The 24,984-nt window shown below is 63.9% G+C and carries 28 protein-coding genes and 1 tRNA gene; 6 read left to right on the plus strand and 23 right to left on the minus strand.

The features are described 5' to 3' along the window. Positions 1-56 precede the first annotated feature (56 nt). On the plus strand, positions 57-647 hold the full coding sequence (locus tag M5I08_RS14555; protein WP_219067086.1) for a cob(I)yrinic acid a,c-diamide adenosyltransferase: 591 nt from the start codon (positions 57-59) through the stop codon (positions 645-647). 8 nt (positions 648-655) lie between these two features. Here the strand turns inward: M5I08_RS14555 and M5I08_RS14560 are convergent, their stop codons facing one another. From M5I08_RS14560 to argS, 22 genes are all read right to left on the minus strand, one after another. After that, a complete protein-coding gene (locus M5I08_RS14560; protein ID WP_219067087.1) occupies positions 656-1,099 on the minus strand; it encodes a DUF2550 domain-containing protein in 444 nt (147 codons plus the stop codon). 12 nt (positions 1,100-1,111) lie between these two features. Further along, positions 1,112-1,477, minus strand: a complete 366-nt coding sequence (locus tag M5I08_RS14565) for a F0F1 ATP synthase subunit epsilon (RefSeq protein ID WP_219067088.1) — start codon at positions 1,475-1,477, stop codon at positions 1,112-1,114. A 15-nt stretch (positions 1,478-1,492) separates the two neighbouring features. Continuing rightward, on the minus strand, positions 1,493-2,953 hold the full coding sequence (gene atpD / locus M5I08_RS14570; protein WP_219067089.1) for a F0F1 ATP synthase subunit beta: 1,461 nt from the start codon (positions 2,951-2,953) through the stop codon (positions 1,493-1,495). Between the two features lie 24 nt (positions 2,954-2,977). After that, positions 2,978-3,892: a F0F1 ATP synthase subunit gamma gene (locus M5I08_RS14575; protein WP_219067090.1), complete on the minus strand. Its 915-nt coding sequence runs from the start codon at positions 3,890-3,892 to the stop codon at positions 2,978-2,980. A 6-nt stretch (positions 3,893-3,898) separates the two neighbouring features. Then, on the minus strand, positions 3,899-5,551 hold the full coding sequence (gene atpA / locus M5I08_RS14580; RefSeq protein WP_219067091.1) for a F0F1 ATP synthase subunit alpha: 1,653 nt from the start codon (positions 5,549-5,551) through the stop codon (positions 3,899-3,901). Positions 5,552-5,597: 46 nt separating this feature from the next. Continuing rightward, on the minus strand, positions 5,598-6,938 hold the full coding sequence (locus M5I08_RS14585) for a F0F1 ATP synthase subunit B/delta (protein WP_219067092.1): 1,341 nt from the start codon (positions 6,936-6,938) through the stop codon (positions 5,598-5,600). Positions 6,939-6,947: 9 nt separating this feature from the next. Then, complete coding sequence (locus tag M5I08_RS14590) at positions 6,948-7,454, minus strand: F0F1 ATP synthase subunit B (protein WP_219067093.1); 507 nt, start codon at positions 7,452-7,454, stop codon at positions 6,948-6,950. A 7-nt stretch (positions 7,455-7,461) separates the two neighbouring features. Next, a complete protein-coding gene (locus tag M5I08_RS14595; protein ID WP_219067094.1) occupies positions 7,462-7,707 on the minus strand; it encodes a F0F1 ATP synthase subunit C in 246 nt (81 codons plus the stop codon). Positions 7,708-7,799: 92 nt separating this feature from the next. Next, entirely contained in the window at positions 7,800-8,585 is a 786-nt protein-coding gene (atpB, locus tag M5I08_RS14600) for a F0F1 ATP synthase subunit A (protein WP_219067095.1), read from the minus strand. Continuing rightward, positions 8,582-9,016, minus strand: coding sequence for an ATP synthase subunit I (locus tag M5I08_RS14605; RefSeq protein ID WP_219067096.1), 435 nt, complete (start codon positions 9,014-9,016; stop codon positions 8,582-8,584). Before M5I08_RS14605 ends, atpB begins: the two co-directional genes overlap by 4 nt. Before the next feature lie 382 nt (positions 9,017-9,398). Further along, positions 9,399-10,595, minus strand: coding sequence for a glycosyltransferase family 4 protein (locus M5I08_RS14610; RefSeq protein ID WP_219067097.1), 1,197 nt, complete (start codon positions 10,593-10,595; stop codon positions 9,399-9,401). Between the two features lie 12 nt (positions 10,596-10,607). Beyond that, the gene (locus M5I08_RS14615; RefSeq protein ID WP_219067098.1) at positions 10,608-11,261 is read right to left on the minus strand and encodes an L-threonylcarbamoyladenylate synthase; all 654 of its coding nucleotides are present in this window, start codon (positions 11,259-11,261) and stop codon (positions 10,608-10,610) included. Then, positions 11,254-12,108, minus strand: coding sequence for a peptide chain release factor N(5)-glutamine methyltransferase (prmC, locus tag M5I08_RS14620; RefSeq protein ID WP_219067099.1), 855 nt, complete (start codon positions 12,106-12,108; stop codon positions 11,254-11,256). Before prmC ends, M5I08_RS14615 begins: the two co-directional genes overlap by 8 nt. Continuing rightward, positions 12,105-13,178, minus strand: coding sequence for a peptide chain release factor 1 (gene prfA / locus M5I08_RS14625; RefSeq protein WP_219067100.1), 1,074 nt, complete (start codon positions 13,176-13,178; stop codon positions 12,105-12,107). The genes prmC and prfA overlap by 4 nt, the downstream gene beginning before the upstream one ends. 86 nt (positions 13,179-13,264) lie before the next feature. Then, complete coding sequence (gene rpmE, locus M5I08_RS14630) at positions 13,265-13,519, minus strand: 50S ribosomal protein L31 (protein WP_219067101.1); 255 nt, start codon at positions 13,517-13,519, stop codon at positions 13,265-13,267. A gap of 128 nt (positions 13,520-13,647) precedes the next feature. Beyond that, on the minus strand, positions 13,648-13,974 hold the full coding sequence (locus tag M5I08_RS14635; protein WP_370328488.1) for a hypothetical protein: 327 nt from the start codon (positions 13,972-13,974) through the stop codon (positions 13,648-13,650). A 191-nt stretch (positions 13,975-14,165) separates the two neighbouring features. Continuing rightward, positions 14,166-16,004 (minus strand): transcription termination factor Rho, encoded by a 1,839-nt coding sequence (gene rho, locus M5I08_RS14640; RefSeq protein WP_219067102.1) that lies wholly within the window; start codon positions 16,002-16,004, stop codon positions 14,166-14,168. 263 nt (positions 16,005-16,267) lie between these two features. Continuing rightward, positions 16,268-17,203: a homoserine kinase gene (gene thrB, locus M5I08_RS14645; RefSeq protein WP_219067156.1), complete on the minus strand. Its 936-nt coding sequence runs from the start codon at positions 17,201-17,203 to the stop codon at positions 16,268-16,270. 8 nt (positions 17,204-17,211) lie between these two features. Continuing rightward, entirely contained in the window at positions 17,212-18,303 is a 1,092-nt protein-coding gene (thrC, locus tag M5I08_RS14650) for a threonine synthase (protein ID WP_219067103.1), read from the minus strand. After that, positions 18,300-19,625: a homoserine dehydrogenase gene (locus tag M5I08_RS14655; protein WP_219067104.1), complete on the minus strand. Its 1,326-nt coding sequence runs from the start codon at positions 19,623-19,625 to the stop codon at positions 18,300-18,302. Before M5I08_RS14655 ends, thrC begins: the two co-directional genes overlap by 4 nt. Further along, positions 19,612-21,051 (minus strand): diaminopimelate decarboxylase, encoded by a 1,440-nt coding sequence (gene lysA, locus M5I08_RS14660; RefSeq protein ID WP_219067105.1) that lies wholly within the window; start codon positions 21,049-21,051, stop codon positions 19,612-19,614. The genes M5I08_RS14655 and lysA overlap by 14 nt, the downstream gene beginning before the upstream one ends. Further along, complete coding sequence (gene argS / locus M5I08_RS14665) at positions 21,048-22,700, minus strand: arginine--tRNA ligase (protein WP_219067106.1); 1,653 nt, start codon at positions 22,698-22,700, stop codon at positions 21,048-21,050. Before argS ends, lysA begins: the two co-directional genes overlap by 4 nt. Positions 22,701-22,813: 113 nt before the next feature. Here argS and M5I08_RS14670 point away from each other — a divergent pair. From M5I08_RS14670 to M5I08_RS14690, 5 genes are all read left to right on the plus strand, one after another. Further along, positions 22,814-22,886, plus strand: a tRNA-Arg gene (locus tag M5I08_RS14670). 144 nt (positions 22,887-23,030) lie between these two features. Then, positions 23,031-23,330: a DUF732 domain-containing protein gene (locus M5I08_RS14675; RefSeq protein ID WP_219067107.1), complete on the plus strand. Its 300-nt coding sequence runs from the start codon at positions 23,031-23,033 to the stop codon at positions 23,328-23,330. 25 nt (positions 23,331-23,355) lie between these two features. Next, positions 23,356-23,619: a hypothetical protein gene (locus M5I08_RS14680; RefSeq protein WP_219067108.1), complete on the plus strand. Its 264-nt coding sequence runs from the start codon at positions 23,356-23,358 to the stop codon at positions 23,617-23,619. 68 nt (positions 23,620-23,687) lie between these two features. Further along, on the plus strand, positions 23,688-23,939 hold the full coding sequence (locus M5I08_RS14685; protein ID WP_219067109.1) for a hypothetical protein: 252 nt from the start codon (positions 23,688-23,690) through the stop codon (positions 23,937-23,939). Next, complete coding sequence (locus M5I08_RS14690; RefSeq protein WP_219067110.1) at positions 23,936-24,109, plus strand: hypothetical protein; 174 nt, start codon at positions 23,936-23,938, stop codon at positions 24,107-24,109. Before M5I08_RS14685 ends, M5I08_RS14690 begins: the two co-directional genes overlap by 4 nt. A 47-nt stretch (positions 24,110-24,156) precedes the next feature. Here M5I08_RS14690 and M5I08_RS26880 read toward each other — a convergent pair whose 3' ends face one another. Then, complete coding sequence (locus M5I08_RS26880; RefSeq protein ID WP_219067111.1) at positions 24,157-24,984, minus strand: helix-turn-helix domain-containing protein; 828 nt, start codon at positions 24,982-24,984, stop codon at positions 24,157-24,159.

A 24,984-nucleotide genomic window follows, 5' to 3' on the forward strand; every position in this document is an offset into this window, starting at 1 on the left:
GAAGCGATTTCGCCCTGTCAGTCGGTATGGCGGTCAGCGCGGTACGGTTTTTGGTTATGGCAGTACATCTGACCCGCATCTACACCCGGACCGGCGACGACGGCACCACGGGCTTAAGCGATTTCTCGCGGGTCTCCAAAAATGACGCGCGGTTGGTGGCCTATGCCGACTGCGACGAAGCCAACTCGGCGATTGGCGTGGCCATCGCGCTAGGACACCCGAAGCAGCAACTAACCGACGTCTTACGGCAAATCCAGAACGACCTGTTTGATGCCGGCGCGGATCTCTCGACTCCAGTTGTGGACAATCCCCAGCATCCTCCGCTGCGCATCACACAGGCATACGTCGACCGACTCGAGACATGGTGTGACGAGTTCAACGAAGGTCTGCCTGCACTTAACTCCTTTGTGCTCCCGGGTGGTTCACCGCTATCGGCGCTGCTGCATGTCGCCCGCACAGCGGTGCGCCGCGCCGAGCGTTCGGCATGGTCCGCGATCGAACAACACCCATCGGCGGTCAGCCCGCTGCCGGCTAAGTATCTAAATCGACTGTCCGACTTGCTATTTATCTTGTGCCGGCTGGCCAATCCCGACGGCGATGTGCTTTGGCAACCGGGCGCCGGACGGGCCAGCCAGTCCGAGAAGTAATGCTGAAATCAGACACTGCGGCGGCGTGCGCGCGGCGAGGGACGTGACTCCAACCACGACTGGAAAGCGGTCAAAGCACCTCGGTCGAGCGCGATTTCATATCCAGCCCTTCGCTCCTGCGTGTTGTCGCGCAGTTCCAGCACAATGATCTGTTCAGTCATGATGTCGAACTCGTCACCGCGTGGCGAACGTCGCGAAACGATCTCCACACCTCGCCTGTTCAGCCGCCGATCCGGCCACAAGCGAACACTCGACAATCGGTAGAAAGCGGCATCGCGACCCCGGTAGCGGATGACGCCGTGGCGCCAACCATGGCCTCCAACGGCGGGGATGTCCCGCATGATCGCCGCGGTCCCACCTTGGCGCAGTTTCCACAGGCGAAAACTCAGTGCGACAACCGCAATTCCCAACACGGCGATTAGCACGACCATGCTAATCATGAGCGTGCTCATCGCCGCCGCACGCTAGTCGAGCGCGCCGACAGCGCGGAGTCTGGCTCGCCCTCTGGCAGCGACGCGGGGATCGTCTGACTCGGAATCTTGTTTAGCCGCAGCCTCGTCGATCTCCGAGTCGAACTCCGCGGATTCGGCGAGGATGCTTACGGCCTCCTCGGTAACCGAAAGAAAACCGCCGTCCACCGCGATGCGCAGGTCTTTCTCGCCCTCACGTTCGACACGAACCATGGCGTCGTCGACCAGCTGCGCCACTAGCGGGATATGCCTTGGCAGGATACCGATCTCGCCAACAGTGGTGCGGGTGAAGATAAAGGTCGCCTGACCCGACCAGATTTTCCGGTCGACGGCAACGATCTCCACGTTCATCTCGGCCATGTCACACCCGATTCATCACAGCTTGGCGCCGAAGCTTTCAGCCTTCTTGGCCAGGTCGTCGAGGCCCCCGATCAGGAAGAACGCCTGCTCGGGCACGTGGTCGAAATCGCCCTTGGTGAGCTTGTCGAACGCCTCGATGGTTTCCTTCACCGGCACGGTGGAACCGGGCTGACCGGTGAACTGTTCGGCCGCCATCATGTTCTGCGAGAGGAACCGCTCGATGCGTCGCGCCCGGTTGACCTCTTGCTTGTCCTCCTCGGACAGTTCGTCGATACCCAGAATCGCGATGATGTCTTGAAGGTCCTTGTAGCGCTGCAAGATCCGAATCACTTCCTGCGCCACGCGGTAGTGCTCGTCGCCAACTACCGAGGGGTCCAGGATGGTCGAGCTGGACGCCAGCGGGTCTACCGCAGGGAAGATGCCCTTGGAGAACACCGACCGAGACAGCTCGGTGGTGGCGTCTAGGTGTGCGAACGTCGTCGCGGGCGCCGGGTCGGTGTAGTCGTCGGCGGGCACGTACACGGCCTGCATCGAGGTGATGGACCGGCCACGCGTCGAGGTGATCCGCTCCTGGAGCTCACCCATTTCGTCGGCCAGGGTGGGCTGATACCCCACCGCCGAAGGCATCCGGCCGAGCAGTGTGGACACCTCGGATCCGGCCTGGGTGAACCGGAAGATGTTGTCGATGAACAACAGAACGTCCTGGCCCTGCTCGTCACGGAAGTACTCGGCCATCGTCAGGGCCGACAACGCCACCCGCATACGGGTGCCGGGTGGCTCGTCCATCTGACCGAACACCAGCGCGGTGTCCTTGAGCACGTCGGCTTCACCAAGCTCGACCCATAGGTCGTTACCCTCGCGGGTGCGCTCACCTACCCCGGCGAATACCGAAGTACCACCGAAGTTTCGGGCGATCCTGTTGATCATTTCCTGGATCAGAACCGTCTTGCCAACGCCTGCACCGCCGAACAACGCGATCTTGCCACCGCGCACGTAGGGCGTCAGCAAGTCGACGACCTTCAGGCCGGTCTCGAGCATCTCGGTTCGCGGTTCCAGCTCGTCGAACGCCGGAGGATTGCGGTGAATGGGCCAGTGATCGAAGTCTTTTCCGTACCCGGGATCGTCGAGGCAGTCGCCCAGCACGTTGAACACGTGGCCCTTGACGCCGTCGCCGACCGGCACCGAAATCGAGTTTCCGGTGTCGATCACCTCGACACCGCGCACCAGTCCGTCGGTCGGCTGCAGCGAGACGGTGCGGACTAGGTGATCGCCGAGGTGCTGCGCCACCTCCAGCGTCAACGTCTTCGCCAACGCCTCGAACGTCACGTCAGTGTGCAGAGCGTTGAACAACCCCGGGACGCAGCCGCGCGGAAATTCGACGTCGACAACCGGGCCGGTAACCCGCACCACGCGGCCGTTGCTGTCGGCGTCCTTTGCGTTCTGCGACTTCTCAGCCGATTTGGTGGTAGCAGCCATATCCTCTTCGCTTCCTAATGGGGCTTATCCAGCGGCCTCGGCGAGCGCGTTTGCGCCACCAACGATTTCGCTGATTTCCTGGGTAATTTGCGCCTGCCGTTCGCGGTTGGCCTCTAGCGTGAGCGACTTGATGAGATCGTCAGCGTTGTCGCTGGCCGACTTCATTGCCCGTTGGCGCGATGCCAGCTCTGAAGCCGCCGACTCGAGCAGCGCCGCGTACACGCGGGTGGTCAAGTACCGCGGCAGCAGCGACGTGAACAATGTCGTCGCATCCGGCTCGAACGAGTACAGCGTGTGCGGCTTGGGTTCTTCTTCGACGTACTCCACCACCATCGGGGCAATGCGGTGGGCCTCGGCCGACTGCGACATCAGCGACTTGAATTCGGTGTAGACGATGTGTAACTCGTCGACGCTGGCAGGGGCGTCCTGCTCACCGCTCTCCTCGGCGCCGGCCATGAAGGCGTCCACCAAAGTCTCGGCGACCGACGTGGCATCTTCATAACTGGGCCGTTCTGAGAAACCGGTCCACGACACGTTGATGTCCCAGTTTCGGAATGTGTAATAGCCCAATGCTTTGCGCCCCACGGTGTAGAGCACCGGAGTCTTGCCGTCTGCTCGCAGCCGTGAAAAGAGCTCCTCTGCTCGGCGCAAGACGCTGGAGTTGTATGCGCCACAGAGGCCACGGTCGGACGAAACCACCAGCACACCAGCCCGTTTGGGTTCAGGGCGCTCGACCAGCAACGGATGGTCTAATGCGGCGTCCTGGGCCAGCGTAGTGAGCATGCGGGTGATCTCGGCGGCGTAAGGCCGGGCCGACGCCAGCCGCGCCTGCGCCTTACCGATACGCGAGGTCGCGATCATCTCCTGGGCCTTGGTGATCTTTTTGATCGACCCGGCCGAGCGGATCCGGCCCCGCAATTCCCGAAGTGTGGCAGCCATCTTCGGTTACTTCTTCTGCTTCGGCGGCGCGGGCTTGTGCACCTGCACTGCTTCTTTCGCCAGTTTTTCCTCGTCGAGGGGTTCCACATGCGCGTCGGGCACCACCGAGCCGCCGCCGGTGGCCGCGAAGCCCTTCTTGAAGTCGTTGATCGTGTCGGTCAGCTTCTTTTCCACGTCTCCGGCGAGCGTCTGGGATTCCCGGATCTCGGACAGGATGCCATCTTTGGCGGCCCGAAGATGGTCGAGGAACTCGGTTTCAAACCGCCTGACATCTTCGACCGGCACCGAATCCAGGTGACCACCGGTCCCGAGGAAGATTGCGACCACTTGCTCCTCAACCGGCACCGGTTGATTTTGCGGTTGCTTGAGCAGCTCGACCAGCCGAGCGCCGCGCTCCAGCTGCGCCTTCGACGTTGCGTCAAGGTCCGAAGCGAAGGCCGCGAACGATTCCAGCTCGCGATACTGCGACAGATCCAGCCGCAGCGATCCGGCTACGTCCTTCATCGCCTTGATCTGCGCAGCACCGCCAACGCGCGACACCGAGACACCGACGTTGATGGCAGGCCGGACGCCCTGGTTGAACAAGTCGGTCTCCAGGAAGCACTGGCCATCGGTGATCGAAATGACGTTGGTCGGGATGTAGGCCGAGATGTCGTTGGCCTTGGTCTCGATGATCGGCAAACCGGTCAGCGAGCCGCCGCCGAGTTCGTCGGAGAGCTTGGCGCAACGCTCGAGCAGGCGCGAGTGCAGATAGAAGACGTCGCCCGGATAGGCTTCGCGGCCGGGCGGGCGCCGCAACAGCAGCGAGATAGCACGGTATGCTTCGGCCTGTTTGCTGAGGTCGTCAAACACGATCAGCACATGCTTGCCGTCATACATCCAGTGCTGCGCGATCGCCGAACCGGTATACGGTGCAAGCCATTTGAAGCCAGCAGAGTCAGATGCTGGTGCGGCGACGATCGTCGTGTAGTCCATCGCGCCGCCCTCTTCCAGCGTGCGGTGCACGGCGGCGATGGTGGTGCCCTTCTGCCCGACGGCCACATAGACGCACCGCACCTGCTTTTTCTCATCACCCGACTCCCAGTTCTGCCGCTGGTTTAGGATGGTATCGACGCAGACGGCCGTCTTACCGGTCTTGCGGTCGCCGATGATCAGCTGCCGCTGGCCTCGGCCGATCGGTGTCATCGCGTCAATGGCCTTAATGCCGGTCTGCAGTGGCTCTTTGACGCCCTGGCGGTTCACCACCGACGGCGCCTGAATCTCCAATGCCCTGCGCTCGCCGGCGTCGATGTCGCCGCGGCCGTCGATCGGGTGACCGAGCGGGTCGACCACCCGACCGAGGAAATCGTCGCCGACCGGCACCGAGAGCACCTCGCCGGTGCGCTTGACCTGCTGGCCCTCTGCGATGTTCTCGAAGTCACCCAGGATCACCGTGCCGACGCTGTGCTCATCCAGGTTGAGCGCCACGCCCAAGACACCGCCTGGGAATTCGAGCAGCTCTTGGGTCATAACCGACGGAAGACCCTCGACGTGCGCGATCCCGTCGCCGGTGTCGACGACCGCGCCGACCTCCTCCCGGACGGTATCGGAGGTAAAGGAGCTAACGTATTCCTCGATCGCGCCCTGAATGTCTTCAGCGGAAATTGTCAACTCGGCCATTGCTTTTGTTTCTTCCTGCTTGTTGATTGTGTTGGCTAGGTGGTTTTCAGTCGGGAAGCTGGTTGTGGGCCGCGGCGAGACGCGACGAAAGCGTACCGTCGATGATCTCGTCGCCGACCGAAATTGCGAGCCCGCCCAGCAGTTCGGGATCGATTTGCGTCTGCACTGTCACCGGGTGGCTGTAAATCCGGCTCAGCACTTGGGTCAGGCGCTCCCGCTGCGCATCGCTGAGCTCGGCGGCGGCGCTGACATGTGCGACGACTTCGCCACGGCGAGCCACCGCCACTTCGGCCAGGGTAAGCACCGCCTGCTCGGCCGGTTGTCCTCGTAGCAACTCGACCGTCTTGGACAACAGGTCAACTGCGATCGGATTGACGTCAATGCTGGAGCCCTCGAGCACCTTGCGCAGCAGCCGAACTCGACCCTCGGCGGGCGCCTCGTAGTCACCCAGCAAGATGGAGAGACGGGGCTGCACGTCGAGAATGCGGGAAATCCGGAACAGTTGGTCTTCCACGTCGTCGACCTGCCCTGCACGCTCGGCGCGCATCAGCAATGCCTGCCGCGACACCAGCTCAATCGCCTCGACAAGATCGGAGCTCGCCGACCAGCGCTCGGACACAGCGCGTTTGAGCACACCAAGCGCGGGCTCGCCAACTTTGTCGGACACCAGCCGCTCGATCAGCCGGACGCGGGGGGTAGCCTCCTCGGCCGGCAGAGCCAGGTAGCGGGTGACAACGCTCTCGCGATGCAACATCCCGGCGACCGACGTCAGGTCGTCTGCAAGACTGGACAGTCCCCCGTCGTCGAGGTCGTCGGCGATGTCGTCGAAGTGCTTCGTCAGTCCGGTCAACGCCACCCGGCTGGCCGAACGCATCTTCTCCGCGATGGGGCAAGCGACATCGGCCTCGGACGGCGCCATCGCTTCCAGGTCGTCGAGAAAGCGGTCGACGGTCGAAGACTGCTGGGCAGAGTCGGCAACATAGCCACGCACCAATTCGCCTGCGCGCAGTACAGATTCGGCACCGAGCTCCTGGCGCAGCTGGCGAACCAGCTGTGCCCGCAGCAGCTCGACCTGCTTGGCGCCCTGCGACCTGACCCGCTCGGCTTCACTATCAGCTTGAGCCCGCATCTGTTCACCAATGCGTACGGCATCAGCCTGGGCCTCGTCGGTGACCCGCTTTGCCTCCACCTTGGCGTCCTCGACCGCCTTGCTGTGCGCTCGACTTGCTTCCGCAAGCCTATCGGCCGCGGCTGCGGCGTCGTCCAACTGCTGGCGCACCGTCTCCTGACGGGCGGTCATCATCCGGCGTAGCGGCGGCACGACGTAGCGCCAGACCAGCAACATGATGAGAACGAATCCGGCGAACTGCCCGATGAATGTCGACATCTTCGCTCTCTACCCCGACCCGGCGGTCGTCACTGAGGTGGTGATTTCGACGCCGAGAATCCGGCTGGCCAGCGCAGTGGACATGCTCTCCACGCGAGAGCGCAGATCCGCAGCCACCGCATCGCCCTCCCGCTTGAGTTGCTCAGCGGCGTCCTGAAGCATCGAGGAAACCTCTTGCTCAGCGCCCGCGCGCACTTCCTCAAGGTGCTTGCGGCCCTCGGCTCGGGCGTCATCGCGGGCCGCTGACGCCTTGACCCGAGCTTTTGACATCGCCTTCTCGTAGTCTTCCTGGGCGGCGGCGAACTGCTCGGCCGATTTCTTGTTGTCCGCCAGCGTCTTGGTGACCATGTTTTCGCGCTCTTTCAACACCTTCGAGATCGGCGGCACCACAAAGGTGCCGATCACGCCGAGCACGATCAAAAAGATGATCAGGACAACGAAGAAGGTGCCGTTGGGAATGAGGAAGTTGCTGGTGCCGCCTCCCTCAGCCATGACTACAGCGCTCTTGCCACCCATCTCGCGGTTACTTGACTGGAGTGGCGAAGACGAACAGCGCCATGAAGGCCAAGTTGATGAAGTAGGCAGCCTCGACCAGACCCACCGTGATGAAGAACGGGGTGAACAGTCGGCCTTGGGCCTCGGGCTGCCGGGCGATGCCGGAGATCAGCGCGTTACCGGCGACACCGTCACCAATACCGGCGCCGATGGCGCCGCCTGCCATGATCAGTCCACCGCCGATCAGGGCGCCGGCAGCGATTGTGGGGTTCATTGCTTATCCTCCTCGATAATTGGTAGCGGTCCACCAAGTCGTAGCGGTCCACCAAGTCTTAGTTGCGTTGGAAGCCAGGGGTTGGTGCGGTACTACTCGTGTTCCCCCTCCAACTCCATCGCTTGACTGAAGTACAAGATGGTCAGTAGCGCGAAGATGAACGCCTGGATCGCGCCGACGAATAGGTCGAACGCCTTCCAGATCGCGTTGGGAGCCCACATGATGTAGGGCGGGAACAGCGCGATCAGCCCGATCAAGATGCCGCCGGCGAACATGTTGCCGAAAAGTCGGAGCGACAACGAGATGGGCTTGGCCAATTCTTCGACAACGTTGATCGGCGAGAAGATCGCACCGACCCCCCTCGGCAGGGTGTCCCAGACGTGGCCCTTGAGCACCTTGACCGGATACCCGATCGGACCGCTGCGCCAGATGCCGGACAGGTGGTAGCAGATAAAGACGAACAGCGCCAACGCCAGTACGTAGTTGATGTCAGCCGCCGGCGGGCCGAACACCTCCTTCGGCGCATCACTCCCTGAGTGGGTGTACTGCAGCGGCAATACCGACAACCAGTTCGAGAACAGGATGTACACGAAAAGCGTGACGGCCAGCGGCAACACGAACGGCGCAATTCGCATGCCGATCGCGGTTTCAATTTGGTCGCGCATCTGGATGGTGATCGCCTCGAAGAACAACTGCACGCCGTTCGGCACGCCGGTCGAGGTGACCTTGGCTCGCAAGAAGAAGGCCAGCGCGATGACAATGGCGGCCGCGATGGCAGAGGACATGATGGTGTCGACGTTGACGGTCAGGCCGAACCAACGGGCAGTGTCGTGATGGCCGACCTCGATGGCGGCCTCAGCCAGCAGCGTCTCAGTCATCGCTGTTGCCGTTCCCTTCCATTCTGAGTGCGCAGCTTCTTCCAGACCGGCAGCGCGGTCGATACCACCAGCACTACCTGGAATAGCGCCAGCCCGAACACCACACCCAAGCCGGCGGGTCGAAACACGAATGCGATGGCCAGTCCGATCATGGTGATGACCAGCAGTCGGCCGGCCGAGTTCATCGCCATCTTCTTTTTCAGCGGACGCGCATCGGCGGTGATCGCCGCTACCGAGCGCTGCACGCCAAGGGCGTTGAGCAAACCCAACTGGAGCCCCACACCGAAGAACACCCCGACCATCGGGTGGCCGAGCGAACCCGCGGCGGCGACCGCGACAGCGGTCAGCAGAACCGAGATGGCGAGGAGCCGAACTGGGCGGAAAGCAACCGAGGGGAACACCAACGGCGCGTCCTGCGCTGGTGTTGTCACTGCTGCACCTCAGTCCTCGCTAGGTTTTCGGTGGCGACCCCCCGCGCCCGGCTTCGCCGCGCTTGCGATCGCCACCGGGTTTCGTGGCGACCCGCTGCGCCCGGCTTCGCCGCGCTTGCGATCGCCACCGGGTTTCGTGGCGACCCGCTGCGCCCGGCTTCGCCGCGCTTGCGATCGCCACCGGGGAGTTGCCTGGTTGGACGTTGCGTGGCCCGTAGAGCGTATCGGAGGGCAATCACCGCACTCGCGTCACCCACGGGACAACTCCCCTTTGTCGGTCGTTGGTCCGACCAACTGGACGCGAATCCGATGGCCGGTGGCCGGCAACCCGCGAGGTTAATTCGGGTTCGACCAGCACGGTACCACATTGCGAGCTACCCTACTACTCCTCGTCGTAGAGGTCGCCACGGCCTCTCAGCAGCGGTATCAGTGTGGCGATAACCGCGATGGCAATCGCCCCCAGCATCACCGCAGCGGTGTCGCGAGGGTTGAAGAAAATCGAACTCGCCGCTCCGAAGGCGACGATTCCCACCCATAGGTAGAGCAGGAGCACCACGCGGCGATGAGAGTGACCGATCTGCAGCAGGCGGTGATGCAGATGCATCTTGTCGGGGGTGGAGAAGTGCACACCTGCGCGGGTGCGACGAATCACGGCCAGCAACATGTCAAGCATGGGCAAGAACATGACCGCTACGACCAACAGGAACGGCGACAGCAGAGCAAACACGTCGCGGGCGCCGTAGGCGTTCTGCGAAATCGGTCCCGCAGCCGTTGTCGACGCGGCAGCCAACATCAGGCCGATCAGCATCGAACCGGAATCGCCCATGAAGATCTTGGCCGGGTGGAAGTTGTGCGGCAAAAACCCCAGACAGGCCCCGGCCAGCACCACCGAAATGACCGCCGGCGGGTAGAAGAGCACGTCACCCCCGTGGTCGCGCAGCAAGCCGACCGAGAACATGCAGATGGCCAGCGCGGTGATCAGACCCATGCCGGCAGCCAGCCCGTCGAGACCGTCGACGAAGTTCATCGCGTTGACGATCGCCACTGTCAGCGCCAACGTAAGCAGGATCGAGGAGGCTTGGTCCAACACGATGGTGCCGACGCCGCCCAGTGGAATGTAGAGAACGCTCCAGGCGACGCCCATGGTGACCAGCACACTGGCCGCGGTGATCTGACCGGCGAACTTGGTCAGCGCGTCCAGACCCCACCGGTCGTCGATCAGCCCGATGCCCATGATCACCGCGCCGGCCACCACCACCGCCGGCATGCCTGAGGAGTAGACGAAACCACGTGTCAGGGCGGGTAGTTGGGCCGCGAGAAAGATGGCGGCGATCACGCCCAGATACATCGCCAGACCGCCCATCCGCGGCGTCGGCGTCACGTGCACGTCGCGCTCGCGTGGGTAGGCCACCGCACCGAGCCGGGTCGCCAGCAGGCGTACCGGTCCGGTCGCAAAGTAGGTGATGATGGCGGCAGTGAGCCCGACAAGCGCCAGCTCGCGCAGCGGAACACCGGCGCCACGGTCGGACAACGCGAGCACGCCTTCGGCCAGGTTGTAGCGCACCACGTCTGTATTCAATTGCCGCGCGGGTCAGCCGGTCAAACTCCGGGCGTCCGACCCGAGCACTGCAGCGATACTTTCAGCGCTGACCGGTCCGGGTCGGAGCATGCGCGGTTCGGGTCCGGTCAGGTCCAGGATGGTTGAGGCCGCCTGCTGTGCGGAAGGCCCGGCGTCGAGATAGACCTCGACGAGTTCGCCAAGTTGGTCGCGCGCCACGTCGACGTTGACGGCTGGCGGACGGCCGGAGATGTTGGCGCTGGATACCGCCATCGGCCCGACCTCACGCAGCAACTCGATGGCTACCGGATGCAGCGGCATCCGCAGCATCACCGTGCCGCGGGCATCGCCGATGTCCCATTGCAGCGACGGCGCTTGCCGGACCACCAGGCTCAGCGCACCCGGCCAGAACGCGCGGATCAGATCACGCGTTGACTGCGGGACCATGAGGGCAAGACCCTCGATGGTGTGCCAGGAGCCAACCAGCACCGGCACCGGCATGTCGCGCCGGCGGCCCTTCGCCGACAGCAAAGCGGCCACTGCGGCGCTGTCGAATGCGTCGGCGCCGATACCGTAAACCGTGTCCGTCGGAAGCACCACCAGCCGACCGTTTCTGACGGCCCCGACTGCCGCTTCGATTCCGCGAGAACGCTGTTCGGGGTCGGCGCAGTCGAATAGGTCACTCATGCGTTCCGCCGTTCCGCCGTGCCGTGACGAATCTTGGCCGTCCAGTCAGATCTGTTCTGGCGACGACGTCGTCGAAACGCCCTGCGCTACCGACTAGTTCGTGCGTGGATAGTGACGTGGTGTCGTCGTGCTCGACGGCAAAGAAGCCGCCTGGACGCAACCAACGGCCGGCCAGCCGGATAATGGCAGTAATCACGGTCATCCCGTCCGGGCCCGCGAACACCGCATGCGGCGGATCATATTGAGATACTTCAGGTTCCAGCTGTACAGCTTCAGGTACGTAGGGCGGGTTGGCCACCAGGAGGTCGACATGCCCGTCGAGATCGGTCAGCAAGCCGGGATCGGTGGCGTCAGCGCGCAACAATTCGATCGTGGTGCCTGCCGTGTTTTTGCGAGCATAGTCAAGGGCCGCATTGCAGTCATCGACGCCGAGTATCCGCGCCGCCGGCCAATGGTGCGCCAGGGCGAGCGCCAGCGCGCCCGAACCGGTGCAGACGTCGATGATCACCGGAGTCTCTGGAAGGCGCTGTGCAGTAGCCCATTCCAACATGGCTTCCGTTTCCGGACGAGGAATGAAGACGCCGGGCCCGACCGACAGCGTCAACGGCCCGAAGGCGGCTGTGCCGGTGATGTGCTGCAGCGGCACTCGCTGCGACCGCGCCGCGATCGCAGCGTGGTAGCGGTCGAAGAACGCGTCGTCGGGCGAATCGATCAGCGGCAGCCGTCCACGCTCGGTGCCCGTCAGGTGCGCGGCCAGCTCCTCGGCGTCGAAGCGCGCGGAGTTGATTCCAGCGTCTGCGAGTAGCGCCGTAGCCGAATCGATCGCGCATCGCAGTCGAGTGATCATGCCTGCTGCAGCCGCGATTGCCGGTCGGCAACGCTCAAAGCGTCGAATAATGCGTCGAGGTCGCCGTCGAGGATCTGGTCGAGATTGTGTGCCTTATAGCCGATTCGGTGGTCGGTGATCCGGTTCTCCGGGAAGTTGTAGGTGCGGATGCGTTCGCTGCGGTCCACCGTGCGGATCTGGCTGGCGCGATCGGCCGATGCGTCGGCCAGCGCCTGCTCCTCGGCCATTGCCTGCAGGCGAGCGGCCAGAACCTGCATGGCTCGGGTCTTGTTCTGCAGCTGCGACCGTTCGTTTTGGCAGGTGACGACAATTCCGGTGGGCAGGTGGGTAATTCGCACCGCCGAATCGGTGGTGTTGACGCCCTGACCACCCTTGCCGGACGACCGATAGACGTCGATGCGCAGATCCGACTCGTCGATCTGCACTTCGGCGACTTCCTCGGGTTCCGGATAGACCAGCACGCCAGCGGCCGAAGTATGCACGCGGCCTTGGGATTCGGTGACCGGGACGCGTTGTACCCTGTGTACTCCGCCTTCGAACTTCATCCGCGACCATACGCCGTCGGCTGAGTCGCCCTTGCTGGCGATCGTGAGCGTCGCATCCTTGTAACCACCCAGACCCGATGTCGTTTCGTCCAACACCGTGACCGTCCAGCCGTGCCGCTCGGCGTAGCGGATATACATCCTGGCCAGGTCTGCGGCAAACAGAGCCGACTCCTCGCCGCCCTCACCGGATTTGACCTCGAGCACGATGTCGTCGGCGTCGTGCGGGTCGCGCGGTGCCAGCATGTCGGTGAGCGCAGTGTCGAGCTCGGCAGCGCGTGCTTCAAGTTCGGCGACTTCATCGACGAACGACGCGTCATCGGCAGCCAGTTCACGCGCGGCCGCTAAGTCTCCCCGCACCGACTCCAGCTTGCGGTGAGTGGCGACGATCGGCGCCAGTTGCGCGAACCGACGGCCGGCTTTGCGCGCATTGGCCGCATTGCTGTGCAGTTCGGGGTCGGACAGCTGGCGCTCGAGGTCGGCGTGTTCGGCCAGCAGCGCGTCAATCGCCCGCACGCCCTGCGTCATGCCTGTCCTTCCCTAAACGCTTCCCCGAACGTGCAACGACGCCCGGCCTGGTGCGGTTTCCGCAGCAGATCGGGCGTCGTTCCAAGCTACTTGTCGGCCTCGGAAGAAGACCCGGCCTTTTTGTCGGCGCCAGCGTTTCGCTTGCCGTAGCGCCGCTCGAAGCGAGCGACCCGGCCGCCGCTGTCCAGAATTTTCTGCTTACCCGTGTAGAACGGGTGGCATTGCGAGCACACCTCGACCACAATGTGGCCGCTTTCTTTGGTGCTGCGGGTCTGGAACGTGTTGCCGCAACCGCAGACCACGGTGGTCTCGCCGTATGCCGGATGGATACCAGATTTCATGAGTTCCTCTTCGATCATAGGTCGCCGGGTCGCCCATGAGCTGACCGGAACGTTAACTTCGGCCCTTGATTATGCCAGGTCAGCCGCTCTCCCCCTAAACGCGCGCATGCAGCCGCGCATTCCCACTGCTAACCGGGACTGACGTGGTTATTCACGCGGCCTTCGCCGGCCTGATCGGCCACGGTGTAGGCGCTCATCCGCCCGATCCGGGTCCACAGCACGCCACCATCTGGGGTAGCGCCCTGCGAACTCAGCTCACGCTTGAGGATCTTGTTGGTGGCGGTCGACGGCAGGCCGTCGATGATCCAGACGTGGCGCGGCCACGCCTTGGGCGATAGGCCCGGCTGGCCGACCAGAAATTCGCCGAATTCCCCGGGCGTCAAGTCTGCGCCATCGACCAGCGCCAACGCTGCCATCACCTGGTCTCCGACCTGCGCATCAGGTGCCGCGTACACGTGGAACCGCACCGTATTTGACCGCCGGAGACGAATCACCAACGCGGGTGCGAAGCGGTTGCTGGATAGTGTCCGCCACGACTCACCACTTTCCGTCGGACCCCACAGGCTGGCACGTTACCGGCGCAGCTGTAACCGAGTCGGGGGAAGGGCGACGATCGTCGACGGCGAGCGTGCGCTAACTAATCGCTTTAGTCGTTGTCCCCACCCGGTGTCGTCTTGGAGACCTGCACCAGGAATTCGTAGTTGGTCTTGGTCTTGCGCAGCTGCGACATCAGCAAGTCAATAGCCTGATGGGAATCCAGACCTGACAACAGGCGGCGCAGTTTATGCACGATCGCGAATTCGTCTGGCGAGAGCAGCAATTCGTCCTTTCGCGTGCCCGACGGGTTCACGTCGACGGCAGGGAACACCCGACGTTCAGAAATCTTGCGATCGAGTTTGAGCTCGGCGTTACCGGTGCCCTTGAACTCCTCGAAGATCACTGTGTCACCGGTGGACCCGGTTTCCACCATCGCGGTGGCGATAATCGTCAACGAGCCGCCTTCCTCGATGTTGCGAGCGGCACCCAGGAAGCGTTTCGGCGGGTACAGCGCAGTGGAGTCGACACCACCGGACAGGATGCGGCCCGACGCCGGAGACGCGTTGTTGTAGGCGCGACCCAGCCGGGTGATCGAGTCGAGGAGCACGACGACGTCTTTGTCTTGCTCCACCAGTCGCTTGGCGCGTTCGATCGCCAACTCGGCAACCGAGGTGTGATCCGACGGCGGACGGTCAAACGTCGAGGCGATGACCTCGCCCTTGACCGAGCGCGCCATGTCGGTGACCTCTTCAGGGCGCTCGTCGACGAGCACGACCATCAGGTGGCACTCCGGGTTGTTCTGGGTGATCGCATTCGCGATGGCCTGCAAGATCATGGTCTTACCGGCTTTGGGCGGCGACACAATCAGCGCGCGCTGACCCTTGCCGATTGGCATGATCAGGTCGATGACCCGCGTGGTCAGCCGATCGGGCGTGGTTTCCAGACGCAGGCGCTGGTTGGGATACAGCGGGGTCAATTTGGAAAAATCGGGACGCTTCTTGGCGTCTTCGACCGGCCCCCCGTTGACGGTGTCCAAGCGCACCAACGGGTTGAACTTCTGCCGCTGATTGGGCTGTTCACCGTCCTTGGGCACCCGGACCGCTCCGGTTACCGCGTCGCCGCGGCGTAAACCGTTCTTGCGCACCATGTTCATCGAAACGTAAACGTCGTGCGGACCGGCGAGGTAACCGGAAGTCCGCACGAACGCGTAGTTGTCCAGGACGTCGAGGATGCCGGCGACCGGCTGAACGACGTCGTCGTCACGAAGTTCCGTGTCACCACCATCGCCTGGCCGGTCGCCGCGACGCCGGCGCTCCCGGAACCGACGGCCTCGGCGACCGCCGCGACCGTCACCGTCGTCGTCTTGCTGGTTTGAACCACCGCGGTTTTGTTGTCCGCCCGAGCCCTGCTGATCACCGCCCTTGTCGGACTGTTTGTCGGATTCGCGCTGCTCGGACTTGGCGCCCTGTTGCCGGTCTTGGTCGCGCGGAGGCTTGTCGGTGGATTGGTCGGTCTTTTCCGACTTTTCCGACCGGGTGTGCCGCTCGTGATCGGCGGACTGTCCCCCTTCGCCGGAGTCAGTACGGATCGTGTCCTCGGCGGTCGCTTCGGTGTGGTCGGCCATCTCGGTCACGTGGTTGTGCGAATCGCCGCCGGCACTGTCTTTGGAAGGCCCACCGTTGGCCTGCCCTTGCCGGCTTTCCCGGATCGCAGCGATCAGTTCGTTCTTACGCATCCCCGAGGTGCCCTTGACGCCGGCTCGAATGGCCAGTGCGCGCAGTTCGGGCAGCACCATGGTGGACAGCGAACCATCCGACGCGCTGGTGTTGACCTCCGTCGCCGAGCCGGATGCGGCGTCGCGGTCGGAAGAAGTGTCTGTTGTCACGGTATCGGACAGCTTGTGGTTTTCGGTGCTGTCGTCAGCCGTAACGAGGTCCGTTTCAGTCACGGATTTCCTTTCTTCCCTGGCCGATCTAATCAAGCCAGGGGTTCGTTGCATTCAGCCAAATCGCCAAGTGCTACCAACAATCGACCCCGCAGCGGTGATCGCCAGGATTGGCAGTTCAAAATGGCGAACCATCGTCCACGAGAAGAATTTGGTGTTAGTCCTAGGTGTTAACGCAGGTGCAGAGGCTGCGATTGCCGGACGGCTCCGAGAATAACCTGCTTCGATGCCGGAAGCAAGAAGCCCCTCCGCGGTGGCGGTGGACGTTAGCTGCGGACAGCTACTCCTGAACTCCAGCGTACGCCGTTGCCGGCCGTCATCTCGCTGACTGCAAACCCGTTTGCGGCACCATACTCGAGAGCCTCTGCAGGCAACTCGGGGGCTGTGGTCAGCGCGATCACCGCCGGACCAGCGCCAGAGAGCACAGCTGCCACGTTGTGACACCGCAGCAGACGAAGGTATTCCGCCGACTGCGGCATCGCTGCCGCTCGATAAGGCTGATGGAGCACATCCTCGGTGGCAGCCATCAGCAGGTCGGGCCGCTGCGTGAGCGCCACCACCAGCAGCGCTGCGCGGCTGAGATTAAAGCGGGCGTCGTCGTGGCTGACTTGCGCAGGCAACAGCACCCGGGCCTCCGCCGTCGACGAGCGTTGCTCGGGAATGGCGGGGAACAGGTGGATGTCGGGGTGTAACCGCAGCGGCACCGCCGAGAAACTGGGCTGATCGCCGCTGCGGTCGGTCCACGACACTACGGCGCCGCCCAGCACCGCCGCCGCGGCGTTGTCGGGATGCCCTTCGAATTCCGACGACAATTGGATCAGCTGGTCTTGGCCCACGGGAATCGAACCGGCTTGTGCGACAAGCCCGTTGACCGCTGCAAGGCCGGCGACGACCGCCGCGGCAGAGGAACCGAGACCCCGCGAGTGCGGAATGGCGTTTCGACACTGCACTTTAAAGCCGGGTGCGCTGACACCGGCCGCCTTTAGCCCACACTCGACGGCTCGAACCACCAAATGGCCGGAGCCGAGCGCCAACTCGCCTGCGCCCTCGCCATCAACTTCGATGACCAAACCGGAATCGGTTGTTTCGACGATGATTTCGTCGTAGAGATTCAACGCTAATCCGATGCTGTCAAAGCCTGGACCGAGGTTGGCGCTGGACGCTGCAACGACCGAACTGGCCAGCAGGCCGGCGGGCAGCATCTGGGTCACTAGACGAGCCCCAGTTTCGCGACAACGGCAACGGGGTCGACGGGCACCGGCGACACGCAGGGCAAGTCTCGCAGCGCCGTGTCGGGATCTTTGAGACCGTTGCCGGTGACGGTGCACACCACGGTCGACCCCGGCGCCACCCAGCCCTCCTCGACGGCCTTCAGCAGGCCGGCGATGCTTGCCGCCGACGCCGGTTCCACAAAGATGCCTTCGGTCGCGGCCACCAGGTGATATGCGGCCAGGATCTCGTCATCGGTGGTGGCCAGGAACCGTCCCTTGGACTGCTGTTGGGCCTCGACGGCCGACGCCCACGACGCCGGTGAGCCGATGCGAATCGCGGTGGCAATGGTCTCGGGCTGGCTCACGGGTTCGCCGAACACCAACGGTGCGGCGCCAGCCGCCTGGGCACCCAGCATCCGCGGCAGCTTGTCGATCACGCCGTCGGCGTGATATTCGGTGTAGCCCTTCCAGTACGCCGTGATGTTGCCCGCGTTGCCGACCGGCAGGGCATGCACGTCAGGCGCTGTGCCCAGCACGTCCACGATCTCGAACGCCGCCGTCTTCTGGCCCTCGATGCGCACGGGGTTGACCGAGTTGACCAATGAGATCGTCGGGAAGTCGGCGACGATCTTGCGGGCCAGCTCCAAGCAGTCGTCGAAGTTGCCGTCGATCTGGATGATCTTGGCGCCATGCATCACGGCCTGGGCCAGCTTGCCCATCGCGATCTTTCCCTGCGGGATCAGCACCGCGCAGGTGATGCCGGCCCGGGCGGCGTAGGCCGCCGCCGACGCCGACGTGTTCCCCGTCGATGCACACAGCACGGCCTGTCGACCGCGGGCCACCGCATCGGTGACGGCCATCGTCATGCCACGGTCCTTGAACGAGCCGGTGGGATTGAGGCCTTCAACCTTGAGATGTACCGTGCACCCGGTCGTCGCGGAAAGCTTGGCAGCCGGTATCAGCGGGGTGCCGCCTTCGAACAGAGTGACCGGAGCCCAGTCGTCGCCGACCGGCAACCGGTCCCGGTAGGCCGCGATCACACCAGGCCACGGCTGCCGGATGCTGGCCTTGGCGGCGCTCGCCGAACTCATTCGCTGGTTCCTTCCAACCGCAGGACGCTGGCCACACCGTCTACCACGTCGAGATCGGCCAGCGCGTCGACGGTTTCGGACAGTGCAGCATCAGTGGCGGTGTGGGTGACTACCACGATGCGGGCGCCTACCCGTTGTCCGCCCTCCCCGATCACGCCTTCCTGGCGGACTTCGGCGATGCTGACTTCGCGCTTGGCGAATTCCGCCGCAACCGAGGACAATACACCTGGCTTGTCCGCGACGTTCATGCTCACGTAGTAACGGGTGCGGATGAAACCCATTGGCGAGATCGGAAGTTGGGCGTACTTGGACTCCTTCGGCCCGCGACTGCCCAGCACCCGGTTGCGGGCCGCCATCACCAGGTCCCCGGTCACCGCTGACGCGGTAGGGGCTCCGCCCGCGCCCTGACCGTAGAACATCAGTCGGCCCGCCGCTTCGGCCTCGACCACCACGGCATTGAACGCGCCGCTGACGGTGGCCAACGGATGCGACAACGGCACCAGCGCAGGGTAAACCCGAGCCGAAACCCGCTGCTGCCCGTCGTCGGTTCTGATTCGCTCACAGATCGACAGCAGTTTGATTGTGCAGCCCAGGGACCGCGCCGATACAAAGTCATCTGGGGTGATCTTCGTGATGCCCTCGCGGTAGACGTCGTCGGCGGTCACCCGGGTGTGAAAAGCGATAGACGCCAGGATGGCAGCTTTGGCTGCGGCGTCATAGCCTTCCACGTCGGCAGTGGGGTCGGCCTCGGCATAGCCGAGCGCGCTGGCGTCGGCCAGTGCGCGCCCATAGTCGGCGCCGGTGGCGTCCATCTCGGAGAGGATGTAATTCGTGGTGCCGTTGACGATCCCGGCCACCCGCTGCACGGTGTCACCGGCCAGCGACTGTGTCAGTGGCCGGATAACGGGGATGGCACCGGCCACTGCGGCCTCGAAATAGAGGTCGACGTTAGCGTTTTCGGCCGCTTGCGCGAGCTCTCCGGTCGCGACTGAGAGCAGAGCCTTGTTCGCCGTGACGACGGACTTGCCCTGTTCGAGTGCCGCCAGGATCGCCTTGCGTGACGGCTCGATCGGGCCCATCACTTCCACGACGACATCGACGTCCTCGCGGGAGACCAGTTCGTCGATGTTATCGGTGAGCAGACCGATCGGCACACCGCGGTCAGCGCCGACCCGCCGCACACCGATGCCGCGCAACGCCAGCGGCGCGCCGATCCGGGCGGCAAGATCGTCGGCACTGTCATTGATGATGCGGACAACTTCGCTGCCCACATTGCCCAGTCCCAATACCGCTACGCCGACCGGCTTTTCAGCACCGTTCATGTGCGCCACTCCTCACCTCCAGGCTCAAAAGATCGTCGATGGTCTCCCGGCGCAGGATCAGCCGCGCCTGGCCGTCGCGCACAGCCACCACCGCCGGCCGGCCAATCAGGTTGTACCGACTCGACAGCGAGTAGCAGTAGGCGCCGGTGGCCGCCACCGCGACCAGATCGCCTACCGCGATATCGTCGGGCACCCAGGTATCCCGCACGACGATATCGCCGCTCTCGCAGTGCTTGCCGACGACACGGGCCAGCGTCGGAGGCGTCTCAGTGGCCCTGGAGACCAGTCGAACGTCGTATTCCGCACCGTACAGCGACGTGCGGATGTTGTCGCTCATTCCGCCGTCCACGCTGACGTAACGGCGATGCGCTGAGGCGCTCACACCGACGTCTTTGACCGTGCCGACCTCATACAGCGTAATGGTCCCCGGTCCGGCGATGGCGCGGCCGGGCTCAACGACCAGCCGGGGAACTGGCAGGCCCACCGCCGCGGATTCGTTGCGCACGATGGAACCGAGCTTGTCAGCGAGTTCGTGCACCGGCGGCGGATCGTCGTTCGGTAGGTACGAGATGCCCAGGCCGCCGCCGAGATCCACGGAGGAGATCTGCGCGGTCTTTTTGACCCCGAACTCGGCGACGATATCGCGCAGCAGGCCAATCACCCGGTGCGCGGCCAGTTCGAAGCCGGCGACGTCGAAGATCTGCGACCCAATGTGGCTGTGCAGGCCCACCAGTCTAAGGTGGTCGGTGGTGAATACTCGTCGCACCGCGGCTATCGCCGCGCCATTGGCCAGCGACAGTCCGAACTTCTGGTCCTCGTGGGCGGTCGAGATGAACTCGTGGGTGTGGGCTTCGACGCCGACCGTGACGCGAATCAGCACATCCTGGACGATGCCGGCCTCACCGGCGATGGCATCGAGACGCTCGATCTCGGTCATCGAGTCCAGCACCACATAACCGATGCCGGTCTTGACCGCCGCGGTCAGCTCGGCTACCGATTTGTTGTTGCCGTGCAGCGCGATCCGCCCGGGCGGGAAATTCGCGTGCAGCGCGGCCGCTAGTTCACCGCCGGTGCAGACGTCCAGCGACAGGCCTTCCTCGCCGATCCACCGCGCTATTTCGCTGCAGAGGAATGCTTTGGCGGCATAGTGAACGTTCGCGCCGCCGCCGAATGCGGCGGCGAGCTCGCGACATCGCGACCGGAAGTCGTCTTCGTCGACGACGAAAAGCGGTGTGCCGTATTCCTGCGCCAGCCAGTCGAGCGCGACGCCCGCTACGCTGACGACCCCATCGTCACGGCGGACGGCGTTGCGCGGCCAGACATTCGCTGCCAGTTCCAGAAGTTCGTGTGGCGATTGGGGGCACGGCGGAAGGCCGCCGTGATGAAACTCCTCGGCGTGGCGCGGGCCGGCAGGATGCGCGCTCACATTCGCTCCGGAGCCCGGACGCCAAGGATCGCCAACCCATTGGCGATCACCTGGCGGGTGGCCTGGCACAGCGCCAGACGGGCGGTGTGCAATTCGTTGGGCTCTTCGTCGCCCTGCGGCAAGACCCTGCACGTGTCGTAGAACCGGTGGTAGTCGCCCGCCAGGTCTTCCAGGTAGCGGCATACGCGATGCGGTTCGCGTAGTGACGCAGCAGATTTGAGCACGCGCGGGAACTCGCCGAGAGTACGGACCAGCGTGCCCTCCTTGTCGTGGGTGAGCAGCTCGAGGTGGCTGGTGTCGGGGATCAGACCGAGTTCGGCAGCGCTGCGGGCCAGCGCACAAAGTCTGGCATGGGCGTATTGCACGTAGTAGACCGGGTTTTCGTTGGACGCCGACGACCACAGCGCCAAGTCGATGTCGATCGGGGTATCCACCGACGAACGGATCAGGCTGTAGCGAGCGGCGTCAACGCCGATCGCCTCGACCAAGTCGTCGAGCGTGATCACGGTGCCCGCACGCTTGCTCATCCTCACCGGCTGACCGTCGCGGACCAAGTTGACCATCTGGCCGATCAGCACCTCGACTCCTGCCGGGTCATCGCCGAACGCGGCGGCAGCAGCCTTCAGCCGGGAGATGTAGCCGTGGTGGTCGGCGCCGAGCATGTAGATGCACAGGTCGAAGCCGCGCTGCCGCTTGTCCAGGTAATACGCCAGATCACCGGCGATGTAGGCGGGTTTGCCGTCGCTTTTGATCACAACCCGGTCTTTGTCGTCACCAAAAGCGCTGGTACGCAACCAGGTTGCGCCGTCCTTCTCGTAGATGTTGCCGTTCTCGCGCAGCCGGGCAATCGCCTGCTCAACCCGGCCGCTGCTGTGCATCGATTCTTCGTGGGTGTAGACGTCGAAATCGGTGCCGAACTCGTGCAGAGACGACTTGATATGCGCGAACATCAAATCGACGCCGATCTTCCGGAAAGTTTCGTGCTGCTCGGCCTCGGGGCGGCGCAGCGCATCGGGTGCCTGCTGCAACACTTGCGTGGCGATGTCGGCGATGTAGCTGCCCGCGTAGCCGTCTTGCGGGGTGGGCCCGCCCTTGGCCGCGGCGATCAGCGAGTTGGAGAACCGGTCGATTTGGGCGCCGTGGTCGTTGAAGTAGTACTCACGTACCACGTCGGCGCCCTGGGCCGACAGTAACCGGCCCAGCGCGTCGCCGACGGCGGCCCAGCGGGTTCCGCCGATATGGATCGGCCCGGTCGGGTTGGCCGAGACGAACTCGAGGTTGATCTTGTGCCCGGCCTGCGTGTCGGAGTTGCCGTAGGTTTGGCCGGCATCGATGACGTTGTTGATGATGATGCCCTGCGCCGAGGCGTCCAGGCGCAGGTTGATGAAGCCGGGTCCGGCCACCTCCGCCGAGGCGATGCCGTCGGCCTGAGCCAGCGCCTCTGCCAGCCATCCGGCCAGTTCACGGGGATTGACGCCGACCTTTTTACCGAGCTGCAGCGCCAGGTTGCTGGCATAGTCGCCGTGCTCGGGGTTGCGCGGCCGCTCGACCGTGACCGTCGGCGGCAGCGCGGCGGTGTCGAGGCCGTGCTCGCTCAGCACCGCGGTCGCGGTGGCCCTGAGCAGCTCGGCCAGGTCGGCGGGGTTCACGCAGGCCATCCTATTGGCTGAGGTCCCCCGGCCCCGAATCCATTCCGGTGCTCAGCCAGCCGCCGTGGTGCGTTAGTATGTCGTGGCCCGCTGGCGCAGCATTTCTCGCGTGCGCCCCCGTAGCTCAGGGGATAGAGCGTCTGCCTCCGGAGCAGAAGGCCGCAGGTTCGAATCCTGCCGGGGGCACTAGTCTATATCGCCAGCTCAAGGGCCATTTTCAGTCGTTTTCGGTCGGTGGCCCGTGCGATCTCTGTGTGATCTTCTGTAGCGCGTGTCATCGCTAGCCAGCGGGTTTGTCCGTGTCGGCGAATGTGCACCTACCCTGAGACTGTGAACGTCAATCGCCCAGTCCTCGCCGCGACGGCGGCGGCAACAGTACTCTTGCTGTCCACTGGCACCGCACGCGCCGACCAGGACAGTTACCTCGCCCAGATCCGCGCCGATGGCGTCACGGTCGAGGGCCAGGACATCGCGGATACCGTCTCTACCGGGTACATGATCTGCGGATGGAAGGCCGAGGGCACTTCCGAGCAGGATGCCGTTTCGCGGATTCTGAGCATGGACCCGAGCAACAACCCGCAACGAATCCAATTGCTAGTTCACGGGGCATACTCGCAGCTTTGCCCGTGAATATGGTTGGCGGAGTAGGCATTTCGTGACCGACTGGTACGAACCCCGCGAGTGGTCCGAGGTCGGACGCCTCGTGCGGTCGACCGGCGGTCAGTGGATGGTGCGGCCACCGCAGCGATGCGGCAACGGCCATCCGATCACACCCGGCCACGTCCTGGTCGGCAGCACCGCCTGTAGCTGCGGTGAGCGCCGCCACCTGACCTGGCTGTGCGACTGCGGCGACACCAGCTACGGCCCGGCGTTGGGCCTGGACTGCAACGTTCTCAACGGCCCCGCCGCTGTCCGGTAGGGGATGATTTCGGCCCCGTCCGGCGTTGTACCAGGTGGAGGGGTTTTCACGGAGGAGGAGGTGCCGAGATGGCGCTGTTCTACTCGGACGGCGGACCTGGCCCAGCCATGAACCTGGTTCGGATCGACGCGCCACCCGGTGGCGAGTTCAGGGCATGGGTGACCGCTCCGGCGCAGACCTGGTCTCCGCAGGGCGGCTGGACTCCGTTCCCGCATGCGCAGGCTGACATCATGTACCTGGGCGAATACTTCCTGGTCGACGCCAGCGAAGTGCCGAAAATCCAACAGGGCATGAGTGATTGGCTTGAGGCTCACCGATGAGCGTGAGCTATCAGTCCGAGCTGAAAGGTACTGTCCGGCAGTCGTTTTCGAACCCGTACGACGCGATGGCCGACCTCATCGGCACCGAAGGCGAAGCCGACGTGTACGTGATCGTCGGCGGCAGCCGCGAGCGTCTGCTGCACCGCGACGCGGAGGGGATCATCCGCTAGCCCCGTCAACCCGGCTATGTCGCGTAACCGCCGACGCCAGATTTCGCTCATGCTGTCCGCCTGCCTTTGCCTTCGTGAGTACATAGGATGTTGGTCGCGCCGCCGTCATCGCCGTAGAGCCACCCGGCCTCGTCGCACAGAGAGCACGCATCCCGAACTGCGTTCCGTGCGCGAACCGCCTCGCGTTGGCTCTCCGCTGTCCTGGCCTGTTCTTGTTCTTGCCACTCGCGCCAGCGCTTGCACGGTCGGCAAGGCTCGTCGTGGTTCGGTCCGTCAGGATGCTTGGAGCAAATGGGTGGGGGCCGGTGTGAATCGGCAGCCGGGACTAGCTTCGACGCTGGACCCTTCTCCTTTAGAGAACTGTGTAAAGAACTGTTATTCCTTATGTAACCGTCAATTTGACGGGTGACTCTGGTGAATTTGACGGGTGACTCTGCCGAGTCAGTAGTCATATTGACGGGTGACTTTTGAGAGTCAGTAGTCAATTTGACGGGTGACTCTGGCAGAGTCAGACGCAGTTCGTCGGCACCGTGACAGCCAGTTCCTGACTTTCGGCGTCGGCTCATGGCGAGGTATCCGAGATCTTTTCCGCGCTTCATAGCTCGATAGACCGTGCTCTCCGAGACGCCGCAGCGCTCGGCCAGAGTGTCCTGACGAACGCGGAAAGTGTTGCCGCCGGTCATCACACTGAAGACGGCGACGTATGCGAGCACCGCCTTCTCCCCATCTTTGAACTCCGGTTGGCCGTAAACCGTTCTGAGCCAATCGAACTTGGTGAAATGTCCTGTATCATTCTGGTAGTCATGCTGGCTGGCTGACTTTCTGGTAGATCGCCCCTCGCCACTCTCTGCGGGGGGCGCTTCCATTTTCGACAT

It is taken from the genome of Candidatus Mycobacterium methanotrophicum (assembly GCF_023515995.1).
In the GTDB taxonomy this organism is placed as follows: domain Bacteria; phylum Actinomycetota; class Actinomycetes; order Mycobacteriales; family Mycobacteriaceae; genus Mycobacterium; species Mycobacterium methanotrophicum.